This is a genomic window from Kaistia defluvii, assembly GCF_026343955.1.
Lineage (GTDB): Bacteria > Pseudomonadota > Alphaproteobacteria > Rhizobiales > Kaistiaceae > Kaistia > Kaistia defluvii.
In genome coordinates this window covers 46,258-69,828 of the sequence record NZ_JAPKNI010000009.1, presented here as the reverse complement: position 1 = coordinate 69,828, position 23,571 = coordinate 46,258, and the positions used below count along the sequence as shown (strand labels likewise).

18 protein-coding genes are annotated in these 23,571 nt (G+C 68.1%); 12 read left to right on the top strand and 6 right to left on the bottom strand.

What is annotated here, in order from left to right; all coding sequences use genetic code 11:
- Nucleotides 1-34 precede the first annotated feature (34 nt).
- From OSH10_RS19390 to trxA, 12 genes are all read left to right on the top strand, one after another.
- On the top strand, nt 35-739 hold the full coding sequence (locus tag OSH10_RS19390) for a response regulator transcription factor (RefSeq protein ID WP_266333754.1): 705 nt from the start codon (nt 35-37) through the stop codon (nt 737-739).
- A 26-nt stretch (nt 740-765) separates the two neighbouring features.
- On the top strand, nt 766-2,553 hold the full coding sequence (locus OSH10_RS19385; protein WP_407660733.1) for a stimulus-sensing domain-containing protein: 1,788 nt from the start codon (nt 766-768) through the stop codon (nt 2,551-2,553).
- A 5-nt stretch (nt 2,554-2,558) separates the two neighbouring features.
- On the top strand, nt 2,559-2,999 hold the full coding sequence (locus OSH10_RS19380; RefSeq protein WP_266333945.1) for an HPr kinase/phosphorylase: 441 nt from the start codon (nt 2,559-2,561) through the stop codon (nt 2,997-2,999).
- A gap of 171 nt (nt 3,000-3,170) precedes the next feature.
- Nucleotides 3,171-3,572 (top strand): PTS sugar transporter subunit IIA, encoded by a 402-nt coding sequence (locus tag OSH10_RS19375; protein WP_266333943.1) that lies wholly within the window; start codon nt 3,171-3,173, stop codon nt 3,570-3,572.
- A 10-nt stretch (nt 3,573-3,582) separates the two neighbouring features.
- Nucleotides 3,583-3,873, top strand: coding sequence for an HPr family phosphocarrier protein (locus OSH10_RS19370; protein WP_266333752.1), 291 nt, complete (start codon nt 3,583-3,585; stop codon nt 3,871-3,873).
- 114 nt (nt 3,874-3,987) lie between these two features.
- Complete coding sequence (ahcY, locus tag OSH10_RS19365; protein WP_266333750.1) at nt 3,988-5,391, top strand: adenosylhomocysteinase; 1,404 nt, start codon at nt 3,988-3,990, stop codon at nt 5,389-5,391.
- Between the two features lie 375 nt (nt 5,392-5,766).
- Complete coding sequence (locus OSH10_RS19360; RefSeq protein ID WP_266333748.1) at nt 5,767-8,199, top strand: PAS domain-containing sensor histidine kinase; 2,433 nt, start codon at nt 5,767-5,769, stop codon at nt 8,197-8,199.
- Complete coding sequence (tsaE, locus tag OSH10_RS19355) at nt 8,196-9,698, top strand: tRNA (adenosine(37)-N6)-threonylcarbamoyltransferase complex ATPase subunit type 1 TsaE (protein ID WP_266333746.1); 1,503 nt, start codon at nt 8,196-8,198, stop codon at nt 9,696-9,698. The genes OSH10_RS19360 and tsaE overlap by 4 nt, the downstream gene beginning before the upstream one ends.
- A 61-nt stretch (nt 9,699-9,759) precedes the next feature.
- Nucleotides 9,760-10,503 carry a nucleotidyltransferase family protein gene (locus OSH10_RS19350; protein ID WP_266333744.1) on the top strand — a complete coding sequence of 248 codons (744 nt, stop codon included), beginning with the start codon at nt 9,760-9,762 and terminating at the stop codon, nt 10,501-10,503.
- A gap of 6 nt (nt 10,504-10,509) precedes the next feature.
- Nucleotides 10,510-13,629, top strand: coding sequence for a double-strand break repair protein AddB (addB, locus tag OSH10_RS19345; protein ID WP_266333742.1), 3,120 nt, complete (start codon nt 10,510-10,512; stop codon nt 13,627-13,629).
- Nucleotides 13,626-17,132 (top strand): double-strand break repair helicase AddA, encoded by a 3,507-nt coding sequence (gene addA / locus OSH10_RS19340; protein WP_266333740.1) that lies wholly within the window; start codon nt 13,626-13,628, stop codon nt 17,130-17,132. Before addB ends, addA begins: the two co-directional genes overlap by 4 nt.
- 76 nt (nt 17,133-17,208) lie before the next feature.
- Complete coding sequence (gene trxA, locus OSH10_RS19335) at nt 17,209-17,529, top strand: thioredoxin TrxA (protein ID WP_266333738.1); 321 nt, start codon at nt 17,209-17,211, stop codon at nt 17,527-17,529.
- A gap of 93 nt (nt 17,530-17,622) precedes the next feature.
- Here the strand turns inward: trxA and OSH10_RS19330 are convergent, their stop codons facing one another.
- The 6 genes from OSH10_RS19330 to OSH10_RS19305 all read right to left on the bottom strand — a co-directional run bounded on the left by OSH10_RS19330 (nt 17,623) and on the right by OSH10_RS19305 (nt 23,512).
- The gene (locus OSH10_RS19330) at nt 17,623-18,942 is read right to left on the bottom strand and encodes a bifunctional folylpolyglutamate synthase/dihydrofolate synthase (RefSeq protein ID WP_266333941.1); all 1,320 of its coding nucleotides are present in this window, start codon (nt 18,940-18,942) and stop codon (nt 17,623-17,625) included.
- A gap of 108 nt (nt 18,943-19,050) precedes the next feature.
- Nucleotides 19,051-19,977, bottom strand: a complete 927-nt coding sequence (accD, locus tag OSH10_RS19325; RefSeq protein WP_266333736.1) for an acetyl-CoA carboxylase, carboxyltransferase subunit beta — start codon at nt 19,975-19,977, stop codon at nt 19,051-19,053.
- Nucleotides 19,978-19,991: 14 nt separating this feature from the next.
- Entirely contained in the window at nt 19,992-20,834 is an 843-nt protein-coding gene (trpA, locus tag OSH10_RS19320) for a tryptophan synthase subunit alpha (RefSeq protein ID WP_266333734.1), read from the bottom strand.
- 130 nt (nt 20,835-20,964) lie between these two features.
- The gene (trpB, locus tag OSH10_RS19315; protein ID WP_266333732.1) at nt 20,965-22,188 is read right to left on the bottom strand and encodes a tryptophan synthase subunit beta; all 1,224 of its coding nucleotides are present in this window, start codon (nt 22,186-22,188) and stop codon (nt 20,965-20,967) included.
- A complete protein-coding gene (locus tag OSH10_RS19310; protein ID WP_266333730.1) occupies nt 22,185-22,877 on the bottom strand; it encodes a phosphoribosylanthranilate isomerase in 693 nt (230 codons plus the stop codon). The genes trpB and OSH10_RS19310 overlap by 4 nt, the downstream gene beginning before the upstream one ends.
- Nucleotides 22,878-23,167: 290 nt before the next feature.
- Nucleotides 23,168-23,512 (bottom strand): LapA family protein, encoded by a 345-nt coding sequence (locus OSH10_RS19305; protein WP_266333728.1) that lies wholly within the window; start codon nt 23,510-23,512, stop codon nt 23,168-23,170.
- Nucleotides 23,513-23,571 lie beyond the last annotated feature (59 nt).

The following is a 23,571-nucleotide window of genomic DNA, read 5'->3' as shown; positions in this document are numbered from 1 at the left end:
CCCATTCGGGGCAGCTTTCGGGAGAAGCCCATCTATGCCGACGATCGCTCTGGTCGACGACGATCGAAACATCCTCGCCTCCGTGTCGATTGCACTGGAATCCGAGGGGTATCGCGTTCAGACCTACACGGACGGCGCCTCTGCCCTCGATGGCTTCCAGCAATCGCTGCCGGATCTCGCCATTCTCGATATCAAGATGCCGCGCATGGACGGAATGGAGCTGCTCCGCCGCCTGCGCCAGCGCACCGACCTCCCCGTCATCTTCCTGACCTCCAAGGATGACGAGATCGACGAGCTGTTCGGCCTGAAGATGGGCGCCGACGACTTCATCAAGAAGCCGTTCTCGCAGCGCCTGCTGGTCGAGCGCGTCAAGGCCGTGCTGCGCCGCTTCCAGCCGCGCGAGGCGGTCACGCCCGCCAAGGTGCCGGACGCCGCCCGCAATCTCGATCGCGGCGCGCTGTCCATGGACCAGGAGCGCCATACCTGCACCTGGAATGGCCAGCCCGTCACGCTTACCGTAACCGAGTTCCTGATCCTTTATGCGCTCGCGCAGCGTCCCGGCGTCGTCAAGAGCCGCAACGCGCTGATGGACGCCGCCTATGACGATCAGGTCTATGTCGACGACCGCACCATCGACAGCCACATCAAGCGGCTTCGCAAGAAGTTCAAGGTCGTCGACGATGACTTCGACATGATCGAGACGCTCTACGGCGTCGGCTATCGCTTCAAGGAGGCCTGACGCGAAGTCGGGCTGCGCAGAGAGGCATGACGATCAGCATCGAGGAGCCGACTGTAGCGACGCGCAGGCGACCGTGGCGGTTTCGCCTGCGCATGTTGCGCCGCGTGCTCGGCCGCATGGTGCGTTCGATCGGCCCGCACGCCTTTTCGAGCCTGACGCGCCGCATCATCATCCTCAATCTGGCGGCGCTGATCGTCCTCGTCTCCGGCATTCTCTATCTGAACCAGTTCCGCGCCGGCCTGATCGATGCCCGGTTGGAGAGTCTGCTGACCCAGGGCGAGATCATTGCCGGCGCGATCGCCGCCTCGGCGACGGTCGAGACCAACAATCTCACCATCGATCCCGACAAACTGTTGGAACTGCAGGCCGGGGAAAGCCTGGTGCCCGGCGAGAACTCGATTGAGGGGCTGGATTTCCCGATCAATCCCGAGCGGGTCGCGCCGGTCCTGCGCCGGCTGATCTCGCCGACCCGCACCCGCGCCCGCATCTATGATCGCGACGGCAGCCTGGTCGTCGATTCCCGCCATCTCTATTCGCGCGGCCAGATCCTGCGCTTCGACCTGCCCCCGGCCGACGAGGAGCCGGCGCTGCTCGACCGCATCTGGCAGTGGTTCAACGTCCATCTGCAGCGCGACGACCTGCCGATCTACCAGGAGCTCGGTGGCTCGAACGGCCGCGGCTATCCGGAAGTCGCCACCGCGCTGGATGGCGGGCCCTCCTCGATTGTCCGCATCACCGATCGCGGCGAACTCATCGTCTCTGTCGCCGTGCCGATCCAGCGCTATCGCTCGGTTCTGGGCGTGCTGCTGCTGTCGACGCAGGGAGGCGACATCGACCAGATCGTGCATGCCGAGCGCATGGCGATCGTGCGCGTCTTCCTGGTTTCGGCCGGCGTGGTCGTGCTGCTTTCCATCCTGCTTGCCAGCACCATCGCCGTGCCGTTGCGCCGGCTGGCCGATGCGGCCGATCGCGTGCGCCGGGGCGTCACGGCCCGCCCGCAGATCCCGGATTTCTCCAACCGTCGCGACGAGATCGGCCACCTGTCGCAGGCACTTCGCGAGATGACGGGCGCGCTGTTCAACCGGATCGAGGCGATCGAGAGCTTCGCCGCCGACGTGAGCCATGAGCTGAAGAACCCGCTGACCTCGCTGCGCAGCGCCGTCGAGACCTTGCCGCTCGCCAAGACGGCCGCTTCCAAGAAGCGCCTGAACGACATCATCCAGCACGACGTCCGCCGTCTCGACCGCCTGATCAGCGACATTTCCGACGCGTCGCGGCTGGATGCGGAACTGGCCCGCCAGGATGCGGCGCCCGTCGATGTCGCCGCCGTGGTCGAGGCCGTCGTGTCGATGGCGCGCGACACCACCCCGCCGGAGGGACCGCGCGTGGCGCTGGAGATCGCCGAGGCGGAGGAGACCGATGCCTTCATCGTGCTGGGCCATGACAGCCGGCTGGCGCAGGTGTTCACCAATCTGATCGATAACGCCCGTTCCTTCTGCCGTCCGGACGGCGCCGTGCGGGTGTTCGTCCGCCGCAGCGGCACCTCCGTCGACGTCGTCGTCGAGGATGACGGGCCGGGCATCCGCGCCGAGCAGATCGAGCGGATCTTCGAGCGCTTCTATACCGACCGGCCCGAGCAGGAGGCGTTCGGCCAGAATTCGGGCCTTGGCCTCTCGATCTCGAAGCAGATCGTCGAGGCGCATCGCGGCCGGATCTGGGCCGAGAACCGTCCCAAGGGCAAACTGACAAAGGCGGACCGCGCGGAGATCGTCGGCGCGCGCTTCACCGTCCGCCTGCCCGCGGCCGACGCGTGACCGCGATGGCGGGCACGGTCCACGCCAGCGCCGTGTGGGTCGATGGCGCGGGCGTGCTGATCCGCGGGCCTTCCGGGTGTGGAAAATCGTCGCTGCTTCTGGCGCTACTGATGGCCGACCGGCCGGCGAGCCGGCTGGTGGCGGATGACCGCGTCCACCTCGCCGCCGTGGCCGGGCGCCTGCAGGCCAGCGTGCCCGGCATTCTGGCCGGACTTCTGGAGATTCGGGGCCAGGGCCTTGTTACCGTGCCGTATTTGTCGCCGGTTTCGATCGATCTTGTTGTGGATCTCGAACCGATCGAGCGATGCGCCCGCATGCCGGAAGAGGCCGATCGCACGGCGCAGATCGAGGGCGTCGCGGTCCGCCGGCTCGCCCTTCCGCTGGGGCAGGCGGATGGCTGGATCCGGGTTCGCGCCGCATTGGCGTTCCGTTCAGCGATTGTCTAGTATCGTTCTTGTTCGTATGGAGAGCGCCCCGCTTTTTTCTTGCGTTGCGGTAGGGTTCGGTCAAGATGCGGCGCCATGGCCGATCATGACCGGCCGCCACAAAAAGCGGTCTCGACGTTTTCCTGGGCTTCCATCGGAGCCCGAACTGAGAAAAGCAGGTATTCGAAGGGCATGATCGGGCTCGTCCTTGTAACCCACGGCCAGCTCGCAACCGAATTTCGGGCGGCTCTGGAACACGTGGTTGGTCGCCAGACGCAGATCGAGACGATCGCGATCGGTCCGGAAGACGACATGGAGCAGCGGCGTCAGGACATCCTGGAAGCCGTGCTTCGGGTCGATGATGGCAGTGGCGTCATCCTTCTGACCGATATGTTCGGCGGCACACCCTCCAATCTGGCGATCTCGGTCATGGAAGCCGGCCGTGTCGAGGTGATCGCCGGCGTCAACCTGCCGATGCTGATCAAGCTCGCCAGCGTCCGCATCGACAAGCCTCTGGCCGACGCCGTCATCGGCGCGCAGGAAGCCGGCCGCAAATACATCAATGTGGCCAGCCAGGTTCTGGCAGGACATTGAAGCGCCCAGCATGACAGACATCGACACGACCGGACTCTATCGCGACCTGCCGATCCTCAACCGCAAGGGCCTGCACGCCCGGGCCTCGGCCAAGTTCGTGCAATGCGCCGATTCCTTCGAGGCCTCGATCACCGTGTCGAAGGACCAGAACACGGTCGGCGGCACCTCGATCATGGGCCTGATGATGCTGGCGGCCGGCATCGGCTCGTCGATCCGCGTCGCGGCCGAAGGCCCGGATGCCGAAGCCGCCCTCGAGGCCATCGCGGCGCTGGTGGCCGACCGGTTCGGCGAAGAGGAATAGCGCCGTCCGACGCCGCTTCCTGCTGGCGACATAAAGACATCTTTATATCCTGATTGCTGCCCGGCGCTGTCTCCGCTATAAGCGCGACAAACCCAACGCATGGAGATCAGCAAGATGGTTGCCGCCAACGACTTCGCCATCAAGGATATCGGCCTCGCCGATTGGGGCCGCAAGGAACTCTCGATCGCCGAGACGGAGATGCCCGGCCTGATGAGCGTGCGCGCCGAATTCGGCCCGTCGCAGCCGCTGAAGGGCGCCCGCATCGCCGGCTCGCTGCACATGACCATCCAGACCGGCGTGCTGATCGAGACGCTGAAGGCGCTCGGCGCCGACCTGCGCTGGGCCTCGTGCAACATCTACTCGACCCAGGATCACGCCGCCGCCGCGATCGCCGCTTCCGGCATCCCGGTCTTCGCCATCAAGGGCGAGAGCCTCGAGGATTACTGGGAATACACCCACCGCATCTTCGAATGGCATGACGGCGGCGTCCCCAACATGATCCTGGACGATGGCGGCGACGCCACGGTCCTGGTCCATCTCGGCCTGCGCGCCGAGGGCGGCGACACCGCCTTCCTCGACAAGCCCGAGAACGAGGAAGAGGAAGTCCTCTTCGCCGCGATCAAGAAGCGCCTGGTCTCGAAGCCCGGCTGGTATGGCGAGATCGCCCGCTCGATCAAGGGCGTCACCGAAGAAACGACCACGGGCGTTCACCGCCTGTACGAGATGCAGAAGAAGGGCACGCTGCTCTTCCCGGCCATCAACGTCAACGATTCGGTCACCAAGTCGAAGTTCGACAACCTTTATGGCTGCCGCGAGTCGCTGGTCGACGGCATCCGCCGCGGCACCGACGTCATGATGTCCGGCAAGGTGGCCATGGTCGCCGGCTTCGGCGATGTCGGCAAAGGTTCGGCCGCGTCGCTGCGCCAGGCCGGCTGCCGCGTGCTGGTGTCCGAAGTCGATCCGATCTGCGCCCTGCAGGCGGCGATGGAAGGCTATGAGGTTACGACGATGGACGACGCCGCCAAGCGCGCCGACATCTTCGTCACCGCGACCGGCAATGTCGACGTCATCACCATCGACCATATGCGGGACATGAAGGACCGCGCCATCGTCTGCAACATCGGCCACTTCGACAGCGAGATCCAGATTTCGGCGCTGCGCAATCTCAAGTGGAACAATGTGAAGCCGCAGGTCGACGAGATCGAGTTCGCCGACGGCCACCGCATCATCCTTCTGTCGGAAGGCCGCCTGGTCAATCTGGGCAATGCCACCGGCCATCCGAGCTTCGTGATGTCGGCGTCCTTCACCAACCAGACGCTGGCGCAGATCGAACTCTGGACCAAGCCGGGCCAGTACGAGAAGAAGGTCTACACGCTGCCCAAGCACCTCGACGAGAAGGTCGCGGCGCTGCACCTGGACAAGATCGGCGTCAAGCTGACCAAGCTCAGCGACAAGCAGTCGGCCTATATCGGCGTCGCGCCGGCCGGCCCGTTCAAGCCGGACCACTATCGTTACTGACCGATTAATTCGGCCCTGACGATCGGTCGCAGCCGATCTCTACCGGTCGTGGCTGTCCAAGTTTGCAGGCGCTATATTTTGATGGCGCTCCGTCTTAACTGGCGGTTAACCACGATCAACTGACAATCCCAGGCCATGCGGGTCCCCCGCATGGCCTTTTTCTCGTCGTCATCGGCTTCACACCGGATTCCCGTACCCGCTACATTGGGGTTGATTCGCGTGAGGCCGGAGTTCGTCATCGGCGCCGGGACGGGTCGATTTCATTTCTCTGACGGCGGAAGGGCCCTGCCGCACATGCTTTGGCATCGCAGGAATTTGGACGGAACTCGCGGCGCAGGCCGCTGGAGGTTCGTCCTGCCGACTCTGCGACACACCATGCTCGCGGCGACCTCGCTGACCGGCATCGCGCTGGTTGCCGGCGAGGCGCTGGCCGCCGAGCCTTCGACGGGATCGCTGGATGCCGGCAAGACCGCGATGGCGAGTGCGCTGCTCGGCGTCGTCGCCTTCTCGGTGCTCAGCGCCGTGGCGCTGTTGCGGGCGCGCGCTCGCGCCGAGGCGGAGAACGCCGCCCTCAAGCACCGTCTCGCCGATCTCAAGGCCACGGCCGACCGGGCCGAAGCGCTGGTCGACGCCGATGACCAGCGCCTGGTCGCCTGGAGCGCGCCCGGCGAGCCGCCGCTGGTGATGGGCCGCCTGCCCAAGGCCTGCGCCGCTCCCGAGGAGCGCGCCGCCTTCCTCGCCTTCGGCACCTGGCTGACGCCCGACGCCGCCGGCCGCCTGGATGCGGCGCTGGAACAATTGCGCCGTCGCGGCGATACCTTCACCATCGCGCTCGAGACCGCCAATGGCCGCTTCATCGAGGCGGTGGGCCGCACGGCCGGCGGCCGCGCCGTGGCGCGCTTCCGCGACCTTTCCGGCGACCGGCTCGCCCTGGCCGAGCTGGAGGCGCGGCACCAGCGCCTGACCGGCGATGTCGAGGCGATGCGCGCGCTGCTCCAGGCGACGTCGATGCCGGTCTGGATTCGCGGCAAGGACGGCAAGCTGTCCTGGGTCAACAACGCGTTCGCGCGGGCGGTCGAGGCGCAGGATGCCGCGGACGCAGCCAGCCGCAATCTCGAATTTCTCGATACCGCCGGTCGCGAGGCGATCGGCGCCGGTCATGACCAGCAGCCCGTGTTCGAGCGCCGGCTTCCGGCGATCGTCGCCGGCGCGCGTCGCATCTTCGACGTGGTCGACGTCGTTTCCGGCACCGGAAGCGCCGGCATCGCGATCGACGCGACCGAGCTGGAGACGGTGCAGAGCCAGATGAAGCGCCTGGTCGAGTTCCATGCGCGAACCCTCGACCAGCTCGCCACCGCGGTCGCGGTCTTCGGCTCGGATCGGCGTCTGCGCTCCTACAACGCCGCCTTCCGCGAGCTTTTCAGCCTCGATGCCGGCTTCCTCGACGGCCAGCCGGATGAAAGCGCCGTGCTGGAGCGCATGCGCGCCAGCCGCAAGCTGCCGGAACAGGCCGACTTCAAGAGCTGGCGCAACGAGCTGCTCACCGCCTATCAGTCGCTCGACGCGCGCGAGCATTGGTGGCACCTGCCGGATGGCCAGACGCTGCGCGTGCTCGCCAATCCGCATCCGCAGGGCGGCATTACCTGGATCTATGAGAACGTCACCGAGCAGCTGGCGCTCGAGAGCCGCTACAATGCGCTGTCGCAGGTCCAGGGCGAGACGCTCGACCATCTGGCGGAGGGGGTGGCGGTGTTCGGTTCGGATGGCCGCCTGCGCCTCGACAACCCGGCCTTTGCCCGCATCTGGCATCTCGACCAGAAATTTCTCTCGACGCGTCCCCATATCGGCGAGATCGAGCGCGCCTGCCGGCGCCTGCACGATGCGCCCGAGGCGTGGACGCGCTTCACCACCTCGGTGGCCGGCCTCGACGAGGGCAGGGCGCCGACCCAGGGCCGGATGGAACGCTCCGACGGCCGGGTCATCGACTATGCCACCGTGCCGCTGCCGGGCGGTCAGACCATGGTCACCTTCATCGATGTCAGCGACACGGTGCAGGTCGAGCGCGCGCTGACCGAGCGCAATGACGCGCTGGAAGCGGCCGACGGCTTGAAGAACGCCTTCATCCAGCACGTGTCCTACGAGCTGCGCTCGCCGCTGACCAACATCATCGGCTTCACCCAGCTGCTCTCCGATGTCTCGATCGGGCCGCTGACGGAGAAGCAGCAGGAATATACCGGCTACATCCTGTCCTCGAGCGGCTCGCTGCTCGCCATCGTCAACGACATCCTGGATCTCGCCACCGTCGATGCCGGCATCATCGCCCTCGATCTCGGCGAGGTCGATGTCGAGCGCACGGTTGCCGCGGCGATCGAGGGCGTGCGCGACCGGCTGCAGGAATCGCAGCTGGTGCTGCAGACTCATATCCCGTCCGGCATCGGCAGCTTCGTCGCCGACGAGAAGCGCGTCCGCCAGATCCTCTACAATCTGCTTTCCAACGCGGTCGGCTTCTCCTCGCATGGCAGCTCGATCGTGCTTCGCGCCGAGCGTTCGGCCGATGCGATCGTGTTCAGCGTCGAGGACCAGGGGCCGGGCATTCCGCCGGAGTTCCTCGATTCGGTGTTCGACCGCTTCGAAAGCCGCGCCGCCGGCTCGGCGCGCGGCGGCGCCGGCCTGGGCCTGGCCATCGTCAAGAGCTTCGTCGAGCTGCATGGCGGCACCGTCAGCATCCGCTCCGAGGAAGGGCGCGGCACCGAGGTCAGCGTGCATCTGCCGATCCGGCCGACCGAGCTGGCCGTTGCCGCTGAATGAGCACGCTGCAGCCGATCCGGGTCGAGCTGCCGGATGAGGCGGCGACCCTCCGCCTGGCGGAGGATGTCGCGGCCAAGCTCGCCATTGGCGATGTCATCGCGCTGCGTGGCGATCTCGGCGCCGGCAAGACGAGCTTTGCCCGCGCGCTGATCCGCGCCGTGGCGGCGGATGCAGCCTATGAGGTGCCGAGCCCGACCTTCACCATCGTCCAGACCTATGACACCCGCCTGCCGATCGCCCATTTCGATCTCTACCGCCTCGGCTCGATCGACGAGATGCAGGAGATCGGTTTCGACGAGGCAGTGAGCGAGGGCGTCGTGCTGGTCGAATGGCCGGAGCGGGCCGAGGAAAGCCTCCCGGCCAACCGGCTGGAGATCGCGCTCGACATCCATGGCGCCGGCCGGATGGCGACGCTGTCGGGTGGCGGCGACTGGCCGCAGCGGCTGGAACGCACGCTGGCGATCCGCGCTTTTCTCGATCAGGGCGGTTTTGCCGGGGCTTCCCGCCGTCATCTGCAGGGCGATGCCTCGACGCGCGCTTACGAGCGGGTCGAGGCGCCAGAAGGCAGGCGCGCCGTGCTGATGGACGCGCCGGAACGGCCGCCGGGCCCGATAGTCCGCGATGGCCGCACCTATGACGATCTCGCCCACCGCGCCACGACCGTCCGTCCTTTCGTGGCGATGAGCGACGGCTTGCGCGCCGCCGGATTCTCGGCGCCCGCGATCCTCGCCGCCGACATGCCGGCCGGGCTGCTGCTGGTCGAGGATCTGGGCGATGAGGGCGTGCTGGTCGACGGACAGCCGGATGCCGAGCGCTATGGCGTGGCCGTCGACGTGCTGGCCGCCCTGCACGCGACGCCCCGTCCGGTCGAGCTGCCCTTGCCGGACGGCACCCGCCACATCGTGCCGCCCTTCGATGCTGAAGCGCTGATGATCGAGGTCGACCTGCTGCCGCGCTGGTTCGCCAGGCACGCGACCGGCGCCTCTCTGTCCGACGAGGCGGAAGCCGAGTTTGTCGCCGTCTGGCGCGACCTGTTCGCCCGGATCGACGCGACCGAGAAGAGCTGGCTGCTGCGCGATTTCCATTCGCCCAACCTGCTCTGGCTGCCGGAGCGCGAGGGCCTGCGCCGGATCGGCATTCTCGATCATCAGGATGCGATGATCGGCGCCTCGGCCTATGACGTCGCCTCGCTGCTGCAGGATGTGCGCGTTTCGGTCGAGCCGGCGCTGGAAACCGCGCTTGCCGATCGCTATGTCGCTGCGCGCAAGGCGCTGGGCGCTTTCGACGAGGCGGCCTTCCGCGAGGCCTATGCGATCTCGGGCGCGCAGCGCGCGACCAAGGTGCTGGGCGGTTTTGCCCGACTGGCGGCGGCGGCCGGCAAGCCCCAATATCTCCGTCACATTCCCCGTGTAAGGGGCTATCTGAAGCGGTGCCTGCGCCATCCGGTTCTTTCCGGCCTGGCGCTCTGGTATGAACGATACCTGCCGCTGGACGACTGACGGCCTCTGCGCGAGGCGGCCGGCGATACAGCCAAGAACAACGGAACTGCCCGAGACCGATATGCCAACCTCCCCCTCAAAGACGCCGATCCATCCGAAGCGGGCCATGGTGCTCGCGGCCGGCATCGGCAAGCGCATGCGGCCCGTCACGGCAACCGTTCCCAAGCCCCTGATCGAGATCGCGGGCCGCTCGCTGATGGATCACGCGCTCGACCGGCTGACCAAGGCGGGTGTCGAGGAGGTGGTGGTGAACGTCCACTACCTCGCCGATCTCGTCGAGACCCACGTCAAGAAGCGCAAGGCGCCCAAGATCCTCATCTCGGACGAGCGCGGCGCGCTGCTGGAGACCGGCGGCGGCATCACCAAGGCACTGCCGCTGCTCGGCGACGAGCCGTTCTACGTGATGAATTCCGATTCGTTCTGGATCGAGGGGCCGCGCCCCAATCTCGATTGGCTCGCCCGCGCCTGGGACGACAGCCGCATGGACGCCCTGCTGATGCTGGCGCCGACCGTCACCGCGATCGGCTATCCCGGCCCCGGCGATTTCATCATGGACAAGGACGGCCGGCTCGCCCGCCGCATCGAGCGCACCGTCGCGCCCTTTGTCTATTCCGGCACCGCCATCCTGTCGCCGCGCCTGTTCGCCGATGCGCCGCAGGGCTCGTTCTCGCTCAATGTGCTGTTCGACCGGGCCATCGAGGCCGGCCGGCTGTATGGCATCCGCATGGACGGCACCTGGCTGCATGTCGGCACACCGGAAGCGATCCGCGAGGCCGAGATGTCGGTCTCCGAAAGCGCAGCCTGAGGCACGATGGCAAGGTCGGACCCGCGCGTCTTCACGATCCCGCCGGGCACGCCCTTCCTGCCGACCCTGGTCGACGCGCTGTTCTCGGGCCGGTTCGGGGCGATTGCGAATCCGGCTAAGGATCCGCTGGCGCTCGCCGATATCACCATTCTCGTGCCGACCCGCCGCGCCGCGCGCTCGCTGCATGCCGAGATCCTGGAGCGGCTCGGCGGCCGCGCCGCCATCCTGCCGGCGATCCGGCCGATCGGCGATGTCGACGAGGAGGACCAGATCCTCGAAGCCGCCGCCGACGATCCGGATGGCCGTCTTGTCCTGCCCGAGGCGATCTCCCGCCTCGACCGCCTGTTGGTGCTGACGCGGCTGACGCTCGCCTGGGGCCGGGCGGTGCGGCGCGAACTGCTGTCGCTCTCCGAGGACGACCGCGTGCTGGTGCCGGCTTCGGCCGCCGATGCGTTTCATCTCGCCGGCGACCTCGCCCGGCTGATCGATGACATCGAGACGACGGGCATCGCCTGGGACAAGCTGGAGACGCTGGTTCCCGACGACCTCGCCCGCTACTGGCAGATCTCGCTCGATTTCCTGCGCATCGTCGGCGAGCAATGGCCGGCCTTCCTGAGCGAGCGCAGCCTTGCCGATCCCTCCGTCCGCCGCGATCATCTGCTGCGCGCCGCCGCCGCCCGCCTCGAAGCCTCGCCGCCGCGCGGCCTCGTCATCGCCGCCGGCTCGACCGGCTCGATTCCCGCCGTCGCGGAGCTCCTCTCGGTCATTGCCCATCTGCCGAACGGCGCCGTGGTCATGCCCGGCATCGATACGGAGCTCGACGCGAATGGCTGGGTGGCGATCGGCGGCCTCGCGGCGCCGGCCCGCTCGGCGCCCGGCCATCCGCAATACGGCCTGAAGCATCTGATCGAGACCATCGGCGTGGAACGCGACGCGATCGTCCCGCTCGGCGCGATGACGCCGGACATGGCCGAGCGCGTCCGCCTGATTTCGGAAGCGATGCGCCCGGCCGAGACCACCGAGGACTGGGCCACCGCGCCGCCGGTCGCGGCCTCGGCCATCGGCGATGTCGCGCTGGTTGTCGCCCGCACCGAGCAGGAAGAGGCGGTCGCTATCGCGCTTGCCATGCGCGAGGCGATCCGCGAGCCGGGCCGGACGGCGGCGCTGGTCACCCCGGATCGTCGCCTCGCCGGCCGCGTTGCCATCGAGCTCGGCCGTTTCGGACTGTCGGTCGATGATTCCGCCGGCCGTCCGCTGATGACCTCGTCGCCCGGCACGCTCGCGCGTCTGCTGGTCGCGGCGGCGAAGTCGAACGGCGCGCCGGTCGATCTGCTGGCGCTCGCCAAGCATCCGCTCGCCTCGTTCGGGCTCGGTCGCGCGGCCTGTCGCGCCGCGATCGATATTCTCGACCTGGTGCTGTTTCGCGGCCAGTTGCTCTCCGACGGCCTCGACGGGCTGGTCGAGGCGCTGGACCGGGCCGAGGCGGACCTGCCGACCGCGCGCTATGCGCCGGCGGCCGTCAAGCGGCTCGGCGCGACCGAGTGGCAGGCGGCGCGCGATCTCGCCGGCCGGATGGCCGAGGCGATCGAGCCGCTTAGCCGACTCATGGAAGGCGTCAGTGCCTCCGACGCCAAGGCGATGACATCGGCCGTCGTCGCCGCGCTCAACCTCGTCGCCGCGCGCGACGATGGCAGCGCCGACGTGCTGTGGGCCGAGGAATCCGGCCAGGCCCTGGCGACCCTTCTCGCTGGCCTGATGAGCGACGATGCCCAGGCGCTCGATATGGCCGGCTACGAATATCCGGGCTTCCTCGACGCGACCATGGCCGGAGTAGGCGTGCCGGCCCGACCGGGCTCCGATCCGCGCCTGTTCATCTGGGGCACGCTCGAGGCCCGGTTGCAGCAGGTCGATCTGATGGTGCTGGGCGGGCTCGACGAGGGCGTCTGGCCGTCCGAGACCCGCACCGACCCCTGGCTGTCGCGCTCGATGCGGGCCGAGCTGGGGCTGGAAGCGCCGGAGCGCAAGCTCGGCCAGTCGGCGCATGATTTCACCAGCGCCTTGTCAGCCGGCAAAGTTGTCGTCACCCGTGCCGAGCGTCGCGGCGGCACGCCCACCGTCGCCGCGCGCTGGTTGCAGCGCCTGCTGGCGCGCCTAGGCAAGAGCGAGGCTAAGGCGCTGGCCGGCCGCGGACTGCGCTATCTCGACTGGGCGCGTGCGCTCGACCGCACGGCCCGCCCGGTGCCGATCCGCCGCCCCGCGCCGCTGCCGCCGCTGGAGGCCCGGCCACGCCGCTTGTCGGTCACCGAGATCGAGACGCTGATCCGCGATCCTTATGCGATCTATGCCCGTCGCATCCTGAAGCTCGACCCGCTCGATCCGATCGGCGTGGTGCCGGACGTGGCGCTGCGCGGCACGCTGATCCATGAGGCCCTTGGCGATTTCATCCAGGAATGGAAGGGCCCGTTCGACGCCTCGGCGCTGACGGCGCTGACGATCATCGGCCGCCGCGTCTTCGCGCGGATCGAGGCGTTCCCGGCCGTCTACGCTTTGTGGTGGCCGCGCTTCCTCGTCATCGCCGAATGGTTCATCGGCTGGGAGGCGAGCCGGGCTTCGGTCGCCCACCGCCATGCCGAGATCGGCGGCGCCTGGGCGTTCCCCGCGCCGGCCGGCGAATTCAAGCTCACCGGCCGCGCCGATCGCGTCGATATCCGGCTCGACGGCTCGCTCGAGATCCTCGATTTCAAGACCGGCTCGCCGCCAAGCGCCAAGCAGCTTTCGACCGGCCTCGCGCCGCAGCTGGCGCTGGAAGTGGCGATGGCGCGCGGCGGGGGCTTCGATCAGGTCGAGGCCGGCGTCTCCGTGTCCACGCTCGGCTGGATCGGCCTCGGCAAGGTCGGCAAGGGCGATCCCTTCTCCTCGGCGGTCACCAAGGACAAGACGGCCGATGAACTCGGTGACGAGGCCAGGGCGCGGCTCTATTCGCTGATCGAAGCCTTTGACGATCCGAAGCGCGCCTATGTCTCCCGCGCCCGGCCGATGTTCGAGACCCGTTTCGAAAGCCCCTACGATCATCTCGCCCGGATCCGGGAATGGGCGCTGGGCGACGCCGAGGAGGGCGGCGAATGAGCGGCGTGATCTCGGTCGACGACAAGACGAGGGATACCCAGTCGCGGGCAACGGATCCGGAGGCCTCGGCCTGGGTTTCCGCCAATGCCGGCTCGGGCAAGACCTATGTGCTGGCGCGCCGCGTCATCCGGCTGCTGCTCAATGGCGCCGACCCGTCCTCCATCCTGTGCCTGACCTTCACCAAGGCGGCGGCGGCGGAAATGTCGAGCCGCGTGTTCGAGATCCTCGCCGGCTGGACGACCATGCCCGACGCGGAACTGGCGGCGATCCTGGCCGATTATCAGGGCGCGCCCGCTTTGCCGGGGCATCGGATCACCGCACGCCGGCTCTTCGCCCGGGCGCTGGAGACGCCGGGCGGGCTGAAGATCCAGACCATCCACGCTTTCTGCGAAAGGCTGCTGCACCAGTTCCCGTTCGAGGCCAATGTCGCGGGCAGCTTCGAGGTGCTGGAGGATCGCGGCGCGTCGATCCTGATCGCCGAAGCGCAGCGCCAGGTGATCGCGCGCGCCTCGCTGGAGGCCGACACGGCGGAGGGCCAGGCCTTTGCGCGGGTGCTGGAGGCGGCGAGTGACCAGGGCATCGATGCGGCGCTGGCGGCGATCGTCGCCTCGCGCGATGCGGTGCGCGAGTTCATCGTCCGGTCGGGCGATCTCGCCAATGGCCTGCGCGATCTGCGCCGGGCGCTCGGCCTCGGCTCGGGCGAGACGGCGGAAAGCCTGCGCGAGCGCATCGGCTCGGAAATCCCCCTCGACGAGGCCGAGCTGAAGCAGCTCGTCGACCGGCTTTCGGCCAGCGGCGTCAATGACCAGAAGAGCGCGGCGCGCCTGGCGCCGATCCTGACGGCCGAGACGATGGAAGGCCGCGCGGCAGCCTGGCTCGGCTTCTGGATGAAGCAGGATGGTGATCTTCGCGTGGTCGGCAGCCTGACGGCCAAGGGCGTCCGGACCGCTTGGCCTGGCCTCGAAGAAATACTGCAGGCGGAGCGCGAGCGCATCGAGTTCCTGCTCGATCGCATCGCCGCGGCCGAGGCCTATGCCGTCACCAGTGCGCTGCTGATCCTCGGCGACGCGGTGATCGGCCATTATGAGCGGGCCAAGCAGCTGCGCGGCGCGCTCGATTTCCAGGATCTGGTGGTGAAGACCGCCAATCTGCTGGCGCGTTCGGACGCCGCCGCCTGGGTGCATTACAAACTCGACCGCGGCCTCGACCATATCCTCGTCGACGAGGCGCAGGACACCAGTCCTCGCCAGTGGCAGGTGATCGAGCGGCTGGCCGGCGAGTTCTTCTCGGGCCAGAGTGCGCGCGACATCATCCGCACCTTCTTCGCCGTGGGCGACGAGAAGCAGTCGATCTATTCGTTCCAGGGCGCGGTTCCGGCGTGGTTTGCGCGGCAGCGCGAGGCGATCGGCCGGGGGGCGCGCGAGGCGGGCGCGCTGTTCCACGAACTCGAACTGCAGCTCTCCTTCCGCTCGACCCCGGACGTTCTGGCCGCGGTGGACGCGATCTTCCGCCCCGAGGACGCCCATGCCGGCCTGACGCAGGCAAAGGCGGCCCCGGTCCATGCCGCGGCGCGCCGGCTCGATCCGGGCCGCGTCACCTATTGGCCGCCGATCGAGGCCGACAAGCCGCCGCAGCCGGACGACTGGCACACCCCACTCGACCGGCTCGATGAAAAGAGCCCGGAAGTGCGGCTGGCCGAGCGCATCGCCGAGACCGTCGCCGGCTGGAAGCGGGACAAGGCGACGATCGCCGCGACCGGCAAGCCGATCCGCGAGGGCGGCATCCTGGTGCTGACGCGCAAGCGCGGGCCGCAGACCGACGCGATCAACCGCGCGCTGAAGGCGGCGGGCCTCTCGGTCGCCGGCGCCGACCGGCTGGCGCTGGCAAGCCATATCGCCGTGCTCGACCTGCTGGCGCTGGCGGAGATCCTGTTGCAGCCGCGCGACGACCTCGCGCTCGCCGCGCTGCTGAAGAGCCCGCTGATCGGCCTCACCGAGGAGCAGCTGTTCGAGCTGGCGCATCCGCGCGGCGGCTCGCTCTGGTATGCGTTGGACCGCTCGACCGATCCGGCCGCGATGGCCGCCTCGGCGCGGCTGAAGACCTGGCGCAGCCGGGCCGAGTTCATGAGCCCCTACGCCTTCTTCGCCCGCATCCTCGGGCCCGATGGCGGCCGCAAGCGGCTGCTGGCCCGGCTGGGCCCCGAGGCCGACGACGTGCTGGACGAGTTCCTGGCGCAGGCCCTGGCGCATGAGCAGGCCTCGGTGCCGTCCCTGCAGGGCTTTGTCGGCTGGATGCGCGAGGCGGCGACCGAGATCAAGCGCGACGCCGACCTCGCCCGCGACGAGATCCGCGTCATGACCGTGCATGGCGCCAAGGGGCTCGAGGCCGACATCGTCTTCCTCGTCGATACCGGTTCCAAGCCGGTGCATGCGAGCCATGACCCGAAGATCGTTGCGCTGGCCGAGGATCCCGACGATGCCGATGGCGCGCCGCTGATCTGGGTCGCGCCCGGCGCCCGGAAGCCCAGGATTGTCGAGCAGGCGATCGACACGCTGCGCGACAAGGCGCGGGAAGAATATCGCCGGCTGCTCTATGTCGGGCTGACACGGGCGCGCGATCACCTGATCGTCTGCGGCACGGTCAAGGCGAATACCGGCGCCGATCTGCTCTGGCACGAACTGGTCGGCAAGGCGCTTGGCGTCGATGGCCGGATCGTGCCGGTCGAGCTGCCGAGCGAAAGCTTCGACACGATCGAATGGCGGCAGGACTGGAGCCGCCAGGCGGTGCCGCCGGCCGCCGAGACGGCAGGGTCCGGCGAGCGCCCCATCGCGCCGCTGCCCGACTGGCTGGCTGAAAATCCGCCGCCGCCGCCCACCCAGCCGAAGCGACTGACCCCTTCGGCTGCGGTTGGGTTCGCGGAGGCCGAGCCGGCCTTTCCGCCGGTAACGGCGCTGGATGCAAGGCTCGATCCGGCGGCGCTGACGGCGCTCGATCGTGGCCGGATCATCCACCGCCTGCTGCAGGCGCTGCCCGACCAGCCGCCCGAGCAGCGCCCCGCCATCGCCACGCGCTATCTGGAGGTGGTTGGCCGTGAATGGCCAGAGAGCGCCCGCCAGGGCCTGCTCGAGCGCATCCTGCCGATCCTCGACGATGACAGCTTCTCCGCCCTGTTCGGGCCGCAGAGCCGCGCCGAGGTGCCGATCGCCGGATCGATCGAGACCCGGAGCGGCACGGCGTCCGTCTCCGGTCGGATCGACCGGCTCGTCGTGTTGCCGGACCGGGTGATCCTGGTCGACTACAAGACCAACCGCCCGGCGCCGCGGGAGCTCTCCGAGGTGCCGGACGCCCATCTGGCGCAGCTGGCGCTCTACCGGGCGCTGCTTCAGACGCTCTATCCCGACCGGCCGATCGAAACGGCGCTGCTCTGGACCGAGATCCCGCTGTTGATGGCGATCCCGTCGGAGTTGCTCGATAGTCGCATGGCTGCCATTACCGCGGCGTGAAATCCCTTTGCCTTGACCGGCAAGAGGCGGGTTCCTACCTTAGAACCACTCTCCTCCATCCCATTTGAGGCTTGCCATGGCGACTGCCAAAGTAACGGATAGTTCCTTCGACGCCGACGTTCTGGGTGCATCCGGCCCGGTTGTTGTCGATTTCTGGGCGGAATGGTGTGGTCCCTGCCGCATGATCGCCCCGGCGCTGGAAGAGATCCAGACCGAAATGCAGGGCAAGGTGACCATCGCCAAGCTCAACATCGACGAGAATCCGGAAATTGCCGTGCGCTATGGCGTGCGCTCGATCCCGACGCTGATCCTGTTCAAGGATGGCGAGCCGGCCTCGATCCAGGTTGGCGCCGCGCCGAAGAGCCGGTTGGCTGACTGGATCAAGGGCGCGATCTGATCGCTTGCCGACAGATTTGCAATATGGAAACGGGGCCCGATGGGCCCCGTTCTCGTCTGGGTTGATGGCCGGGTTAGCAGCGACCGCTTCCGGTCACTTTGGTAGCGTTCCGTTCGCCGCCAGCACCGTGCCGCCGAGATAGAGCGAGCCGCAGATCAGAATCCGGGGCGCGATGCCGGGCGGCAGCAGCTTCCGGATCGCGGCGAGTGCCGCCTCGACGCCGGACGTCGCCTCGGCGGGGATGCCGGCGGCCTCGGCGGCGGCGGCAAGCTCCAGCGGGTCGCGCCCGGCGGCCGAGCCTTCGATCGGCACCGTATAGACATGCTGCGCCAATCCGGCGAAGGGGCGGAAGAAGCCGACCGGGTCCTTGGTCACCAGCATGCCGGCGATCAGGTAGAGCGGCCGCGACACGCGCTCCTCGAGGTCGGCGATCGCCTCGGCGATGACCACGCCGGCACCGGGGTTGTGGCCGCCATCGAGCCAGATCTCGGATTCCGCCGGCGCCTGGTCGACCAGCTTGCCGCTGGTCAGGCGCTGCATCCGGGCCGGCCACTCGACGTTCTGCAATCCGGCCTCGATCGCCGCCGTCGGCACGTCGAGGCTCGATTTGCGCAGCGCCGCGATGGCCGCTCCCGCATTGACGAACTGGTGCCGGCCCGGCAGGCGCGGCGGCGGCAGGTCGAGCAGCCCGTCCTCGTCCTGGTAGACCAGCCGACCGCGCTCGGCATGCGCCACCCAGTCCCGGTTGCCGATGAAGGTCGGGGCGCGCAGCCGCGCCGCGTCGCGCTCGATCACGTCGAGCACGATGCCCGGCTGCGGCGCCACCACGACCGGGCGGCCGCGCTTGATGATGCCGGATTTCTCATGCGCGATGCCGTCCAGCGCGCCGCCGAAGAACTTTTCGTGGTCGACCGAGATCGGCGTGATCACGGCGACATCGGGATGGTCGATGATGTTGGTGGCGTCATAGCGCCCGCCCAGGCCCACTTCCAGCAGCGTCACATCGGCCGGATGGTCGGCGAACAGCTTGAAGGCGGCGGCGGTGGTGATCTCGAAATGCGTGATCGGCGCGCCGTCATTGACCTTCTCGATGTCGAGCAGCGTGTCGACCAGCTCCGCCTCGTCGACGAAGCGGCCGCCGCCCGGCTTGCCGAGGCGGATGCGCTCGTGGAAGCGGACGAGATGCGGCGAGGTGTAGACATGCACGGAGAGGCCGGCCGCCTCCAGCATCGCGCGCAGGAAGGCGGTGGTCGAGCCCTTGCCGTTGGTGCCGGCGATATGCAGCACCGGGCCAAGCTTCGTCTCGGGCGCGCCGAGCTTCGCCATCAGCGGCTTCAGCCGGTCGAGCGAGAGGTCGATTTCCTTGGGGTGGAGCTGGAACAGGCGCTCCAGGATGACGGTGCTGCGGTCCATGATGCGGTCCATGACGCGATCCCGTGGCGTGGCGAGGTTCCACGCAATGCCGGCGGCGGCCCGGGGGCCGCCGACCGTGATGGTCTGATGGGCGTTGTGTGACGCCGATCAGGACGCCAGCGCGACATCCTGTGCCGGCGCGGACTTCGCCTTCGCCTTGGCTTCGGGCTTGTCGATCGGCTTGGCCGGCTGCGGCGTCAGGATTCCGCAGAGCCGCGCGATCGTCTGGCGCAGTTCATGGCGGTGAACGACCAGGTCGACCATGCCGTGCTCGTGCAGGAATTCCGAGCGCTGGAAGCCGGGCGGCAGCTTTTCGCGGATCGTCTGCTCGATCACGCGCGGGCCGGCAAAGCCGATCAGCGCGCCCGGCTCGGCGATCTGGATGTCGCCCAGCATGGCATAGGAAGCGGTGACGCCGCCCGTGGTCGGGTTGGTCAGCACGACGATATAGGGCAGCTTCGCCTCGCGCAGCGCGATGACGCCGGCGGTGGTGCGCGGCAGCTGCATCAGCGAGAGGATGCCTTCCTGCATGCGCGCGCCGCCGGAGGCGGCGAACATCACGAAGGGCTGCTTGCGGTTCAGCGCCGCTTCCATGCCGGCGATGACCGCTTCGCCGGCGGCCATGCCGAGCGAACCGCCCATGAAGTCGAAATCCTGCACGGCGGTGACCATCGGCACGCCCTCGACGGTGCCGGCGCCAACCAGGATCGCGTCCTGCAGGCCGGTCTTGGTCCGGGCGTCCTTGAGGCGGTCGGTATAGCGGCGCTCGTCGCGGAACTTCAGCGGATCGATCGCCACTTCCGGCACGGCGATGGATTCATACTGGCCGTCATCGAAGAAATAGGCGAGCCGCTTCGGCGCGCTCATGCGCATGTGATAGCCCGAATTCGGGATCACGTAATGGTTGGCCTCGAGGTCGCGATGGAACACCATCTCGCCGGTCTCGGGGCACTTGATCCAGAGGTTTTCCGGAACCTCGCGCTTGTTCAGGAGGCTCTTGATCTTCGGACGAACGACGTCGTTGATCCAGTTCATCGCGTAATCCTTGTTCAGGCGGCGACCGATTTGCGGGAAGCGCGAACGCCGCCCGAAAGCTCGGATACGAGGGCCAGGACGGCGGGTATGGTGGCGGCCGTGGCACGGCCCTCGCTGTCGAGCGAGGCCGCAATGGCCGATACGATCGCCGAGCCGACCACGACGCCATCGGCATTCGCGCCGATCGCTGCTGCCTGCTCGGCTGTCCTGACGCCGAAACCGACGGCAACCGGTAGATGGGTGTGACGCTTGATCCGTGCAACGGATTCGGCGACGCGCGAAGCGTCGGGGGCTGCCGAACCGGTGATGCCGTTGATCGAGACGTAGTAGACGAAGCCCGACGTGTTTTCGAGCACGGCGGGAAGCCGCTTGTCGTCGGTGGTGGGCGTGGCGAGGCGGATGAAGTTCAGCCCCGCCTCCAGCGCCGGGATGCAGAGCTCGTCATCGGCTTCCGGCGGCAGGTCGACGATGATCAGCCCGTCGACGCCGGCGGCCTTGGCCTCGGCGACGAAGGCTTCCGAGCCGTGGCTGTAGATCGGGTTGTAATAGCCCATCAGCACGATCGGCGTGGCGTCGTCGAACTGGCGGAATTCACGCACGAGGTCGAGCGTCTTGACCAGCGTCTGCCCGCCCTTCAGCGCGCGCAGGCCCGCAGCCTGGATCGCCGGGCCGTCGGCCATCGGATCGGAAAACGGCATGCCGAGCTCGATCACGTCGGCGCCGGCGCCGGGCAGCGCCTTCAGCAGGGCCAGCGTCGTGGCGGGATCCGGGTCGCCGGCGGTCATGAAGGTGACGAGCGCCGGCCGGCCCTCGGCCTTGAGGGCCGCGAAGCGGCGATCGATACGGGTTTCAGTCATGACAATGGGCCTAGGCTCGATGCTTTGTGACGTCAAGTCGACGGGGAAGCGAAACGCGGAACGGTGCCCTCTTTACCCTTCCCTCGGGGGGAGGGGAAGAACAGGTCGGGAGCCGCGCCGCCGGCATCGGTCAGATGTCCATGCCGAGCAGCTTGCCCACGGTGTGGACGTCCTTGTCGCCGCGGCCGGACAGGTTGATGACGATGATCTTGTCCTTGGCCATACTCGGCGCGACCCTGATTGCCTGGGCGATCGCATGCGCCGATTCCAACGCCGGAATGATGCCCTCGACGCGGGTGCAGACCTGGAACGCGTCGATCGCCTCCTGGTCGACGATCGGCACGTACTGGACGCGGCCGGTGTCGCGCAGCCAGCTGTGCTCGGGGCCGACGCCGGGATAATCGAGGCCGGCCGAGACCGAATGTCCCTCGAGGATCTGGCCGTCGGCATCCTGCAGCAGATAGGTGCGGTTGCCATGCAGCACGCCGGGGCGGCCGCCGGTCATCGAGGCGGCATGGCCGTTCTCGACGGCGATGCCGTGGCCACCGGCCTCGACGCCGACGATCTCGACATCCTTGTCATCGAGGAACGGATGGAACAGGCCGATGGCATTCGAGCCGCCGCCGACCGCCGCGATGATCATGTCGGGCAGGCGACCTTCCTGCTCCAGCATCTGCGCGCGCGCCTCGATGCCGATCACCGACTGGAAGTCGCGCACCATCTCCGGATAGGGATGGGGGCCTGCCGCCGTGCCGATGAGATAGTAGGTGTCCTCGACATTCGAGACCCAGTCGCGCAGCGCCTCGTTCATCGCGTCCTTGAGCGTACCGTTGCCGGCGGTGACCGGATTGACGGTGGCGCCCAGCAGCTTCATGCGGAACACGTTCGGCGCCTGACGCTCGACGTCGGTGGCGCCCATATAGACCACGCAGGGCAGGCCGAAGCGGGCCGAGACGGTGGCTGACGCCACGCCGTGCTGGCCGGCGCCGGTCTCGGCGATGATCCGCGTCTTGCCCATGCGCTTGGCGAGCAGGATCTGGCCGAGGCAGTTGTTGATCTTGTGGCTGCCGGTGTGGTTCAGGTCCTCGCGCTTGAAGAAGATGCGCGCGCCGCCGAGATGGTTGGTCAGGCCTTCGGCGAAATAGAGCTTGGACGGGCGGCCGGCATAATAGGTCGAGAGCGCCTGCAATTCGGCCTTGAAGGCCGGATCGGCCTTGGCGTCGTCATAGGCCTGCTGCAGCTCGAGGATCAGCGGCATCAGCGTCTCGGCGACGAAGCGGCCGCCATAGATGCCGAAATAGCCCCGCTCGTCCGGGCCGGTCTTGAAGGAATTGGGCTCGACAGCAACGGTCACGACGAAATCCTCTCGCCGGCCATAGCCCGGCTGTGGTCAGGGTTGGGTCGAAAGCCGCGAATGGCGGCGATGAAGGCGCGGATCCGGTCGGGATCCTTGATACCGGGCGCGCTTTCCACGCCCGAGGAAGCATCGATGCCGGAGGCCTGCGTCACCGCCAGCGCCTGCGCGACATTGCCGGCGTCGAGGCCTCCGGAAAGCATATAGGCAAGGCCGGGGTCAAGCGCATCCAGCAGGTGCCAGTCGAAGGACACGCCATTGCCACCCGGCAGCGTCGCGCCCTTGGGCGGCTTGGCGTCGAGCAGCAGACGGTCCGCGACAGCGGCATAGGCGCCGATCCCGGCGAGATCGGCCGCCTCGCGAATGCCGAGCGCCTTCAAGACGGGCAGGCCGAAGCGGCGGCGGATCTCGGCGACACGCTCGACGCTCTCGCCGCCATGCAGCTGCAGCCAGTCCGGCCGCACCGTTTCGACGATCGCGGCCAGCGCTGCATCGTCCATGTCGACGGTGAGCGCGACGATCTCGGCCTTGGCGCGCGCCTGGTCGGCAAGCTGCCGGGCGCGCTCGTTCGAAACGGCGCGCGGGCTCTTGGGAAAAAACACAAAGCCGACCATGTCGGCGCCGGCGTCCAGCGCGGCGTCGAGCGTCTCCTCGGTCGAGAGGCCGCAGATTTTGACGGTCACGGTCATGGATTCACGATCAGCCATGGGTTCACGAGCGGCGGCGATGTCACGGTCATGGTTTGGCGCAACGGTTTGGCACGAAAGAGGCGGCAAGTCCAAGGAAAGTCCGCGATGGAAAGTCCGCGATCGCCCCGGCGTTTCCCGGAGCGGATCGCACGACGCCTGACGTGGGGCTGGCGGAAGGCCGTCCGCACCGTGCCGGGAAAGGCGCGGTTTGCATCCACGCGGCAGGGCCATGCCGGGGTGCACGGCAGCCCGTTTCACGTGAAAAGGCGGAAGGGGCGGGATTCCGCCGTTCAGGCGACGCGGCGGGGCGCGGGCAGGGTGGTCGCCGGGCTGGCGCTGGCGGCGGCGCGATACTGGGTGTTCTCGAGGCGCGTGTCCTGCAACTCGTGCCGGAGCTTGCGGGCCTGGCGGCGCCATCGGCCCTGGCCGAGCCATGCGCCCACGCCGCCGATCAGGACGCCGAGCGCGATCGCGCCGAAGACCAGGACGAACAGCGGCATGCTGATGACGACGGCGGGATCTGTCGAATTGAACGGATCCAGCGACAGCGCCACGGCATGGCGGTTGGCGACCGAGAGCGCCACCGCGATGATTGCGATCGGAACCAGGATCACGACCGCAAGGAACTTCTTCATCAACATTGCCTCGAGCCGGACGCCGGAAATCCGGCTAGTGCCTGCGCCAATAACATTCC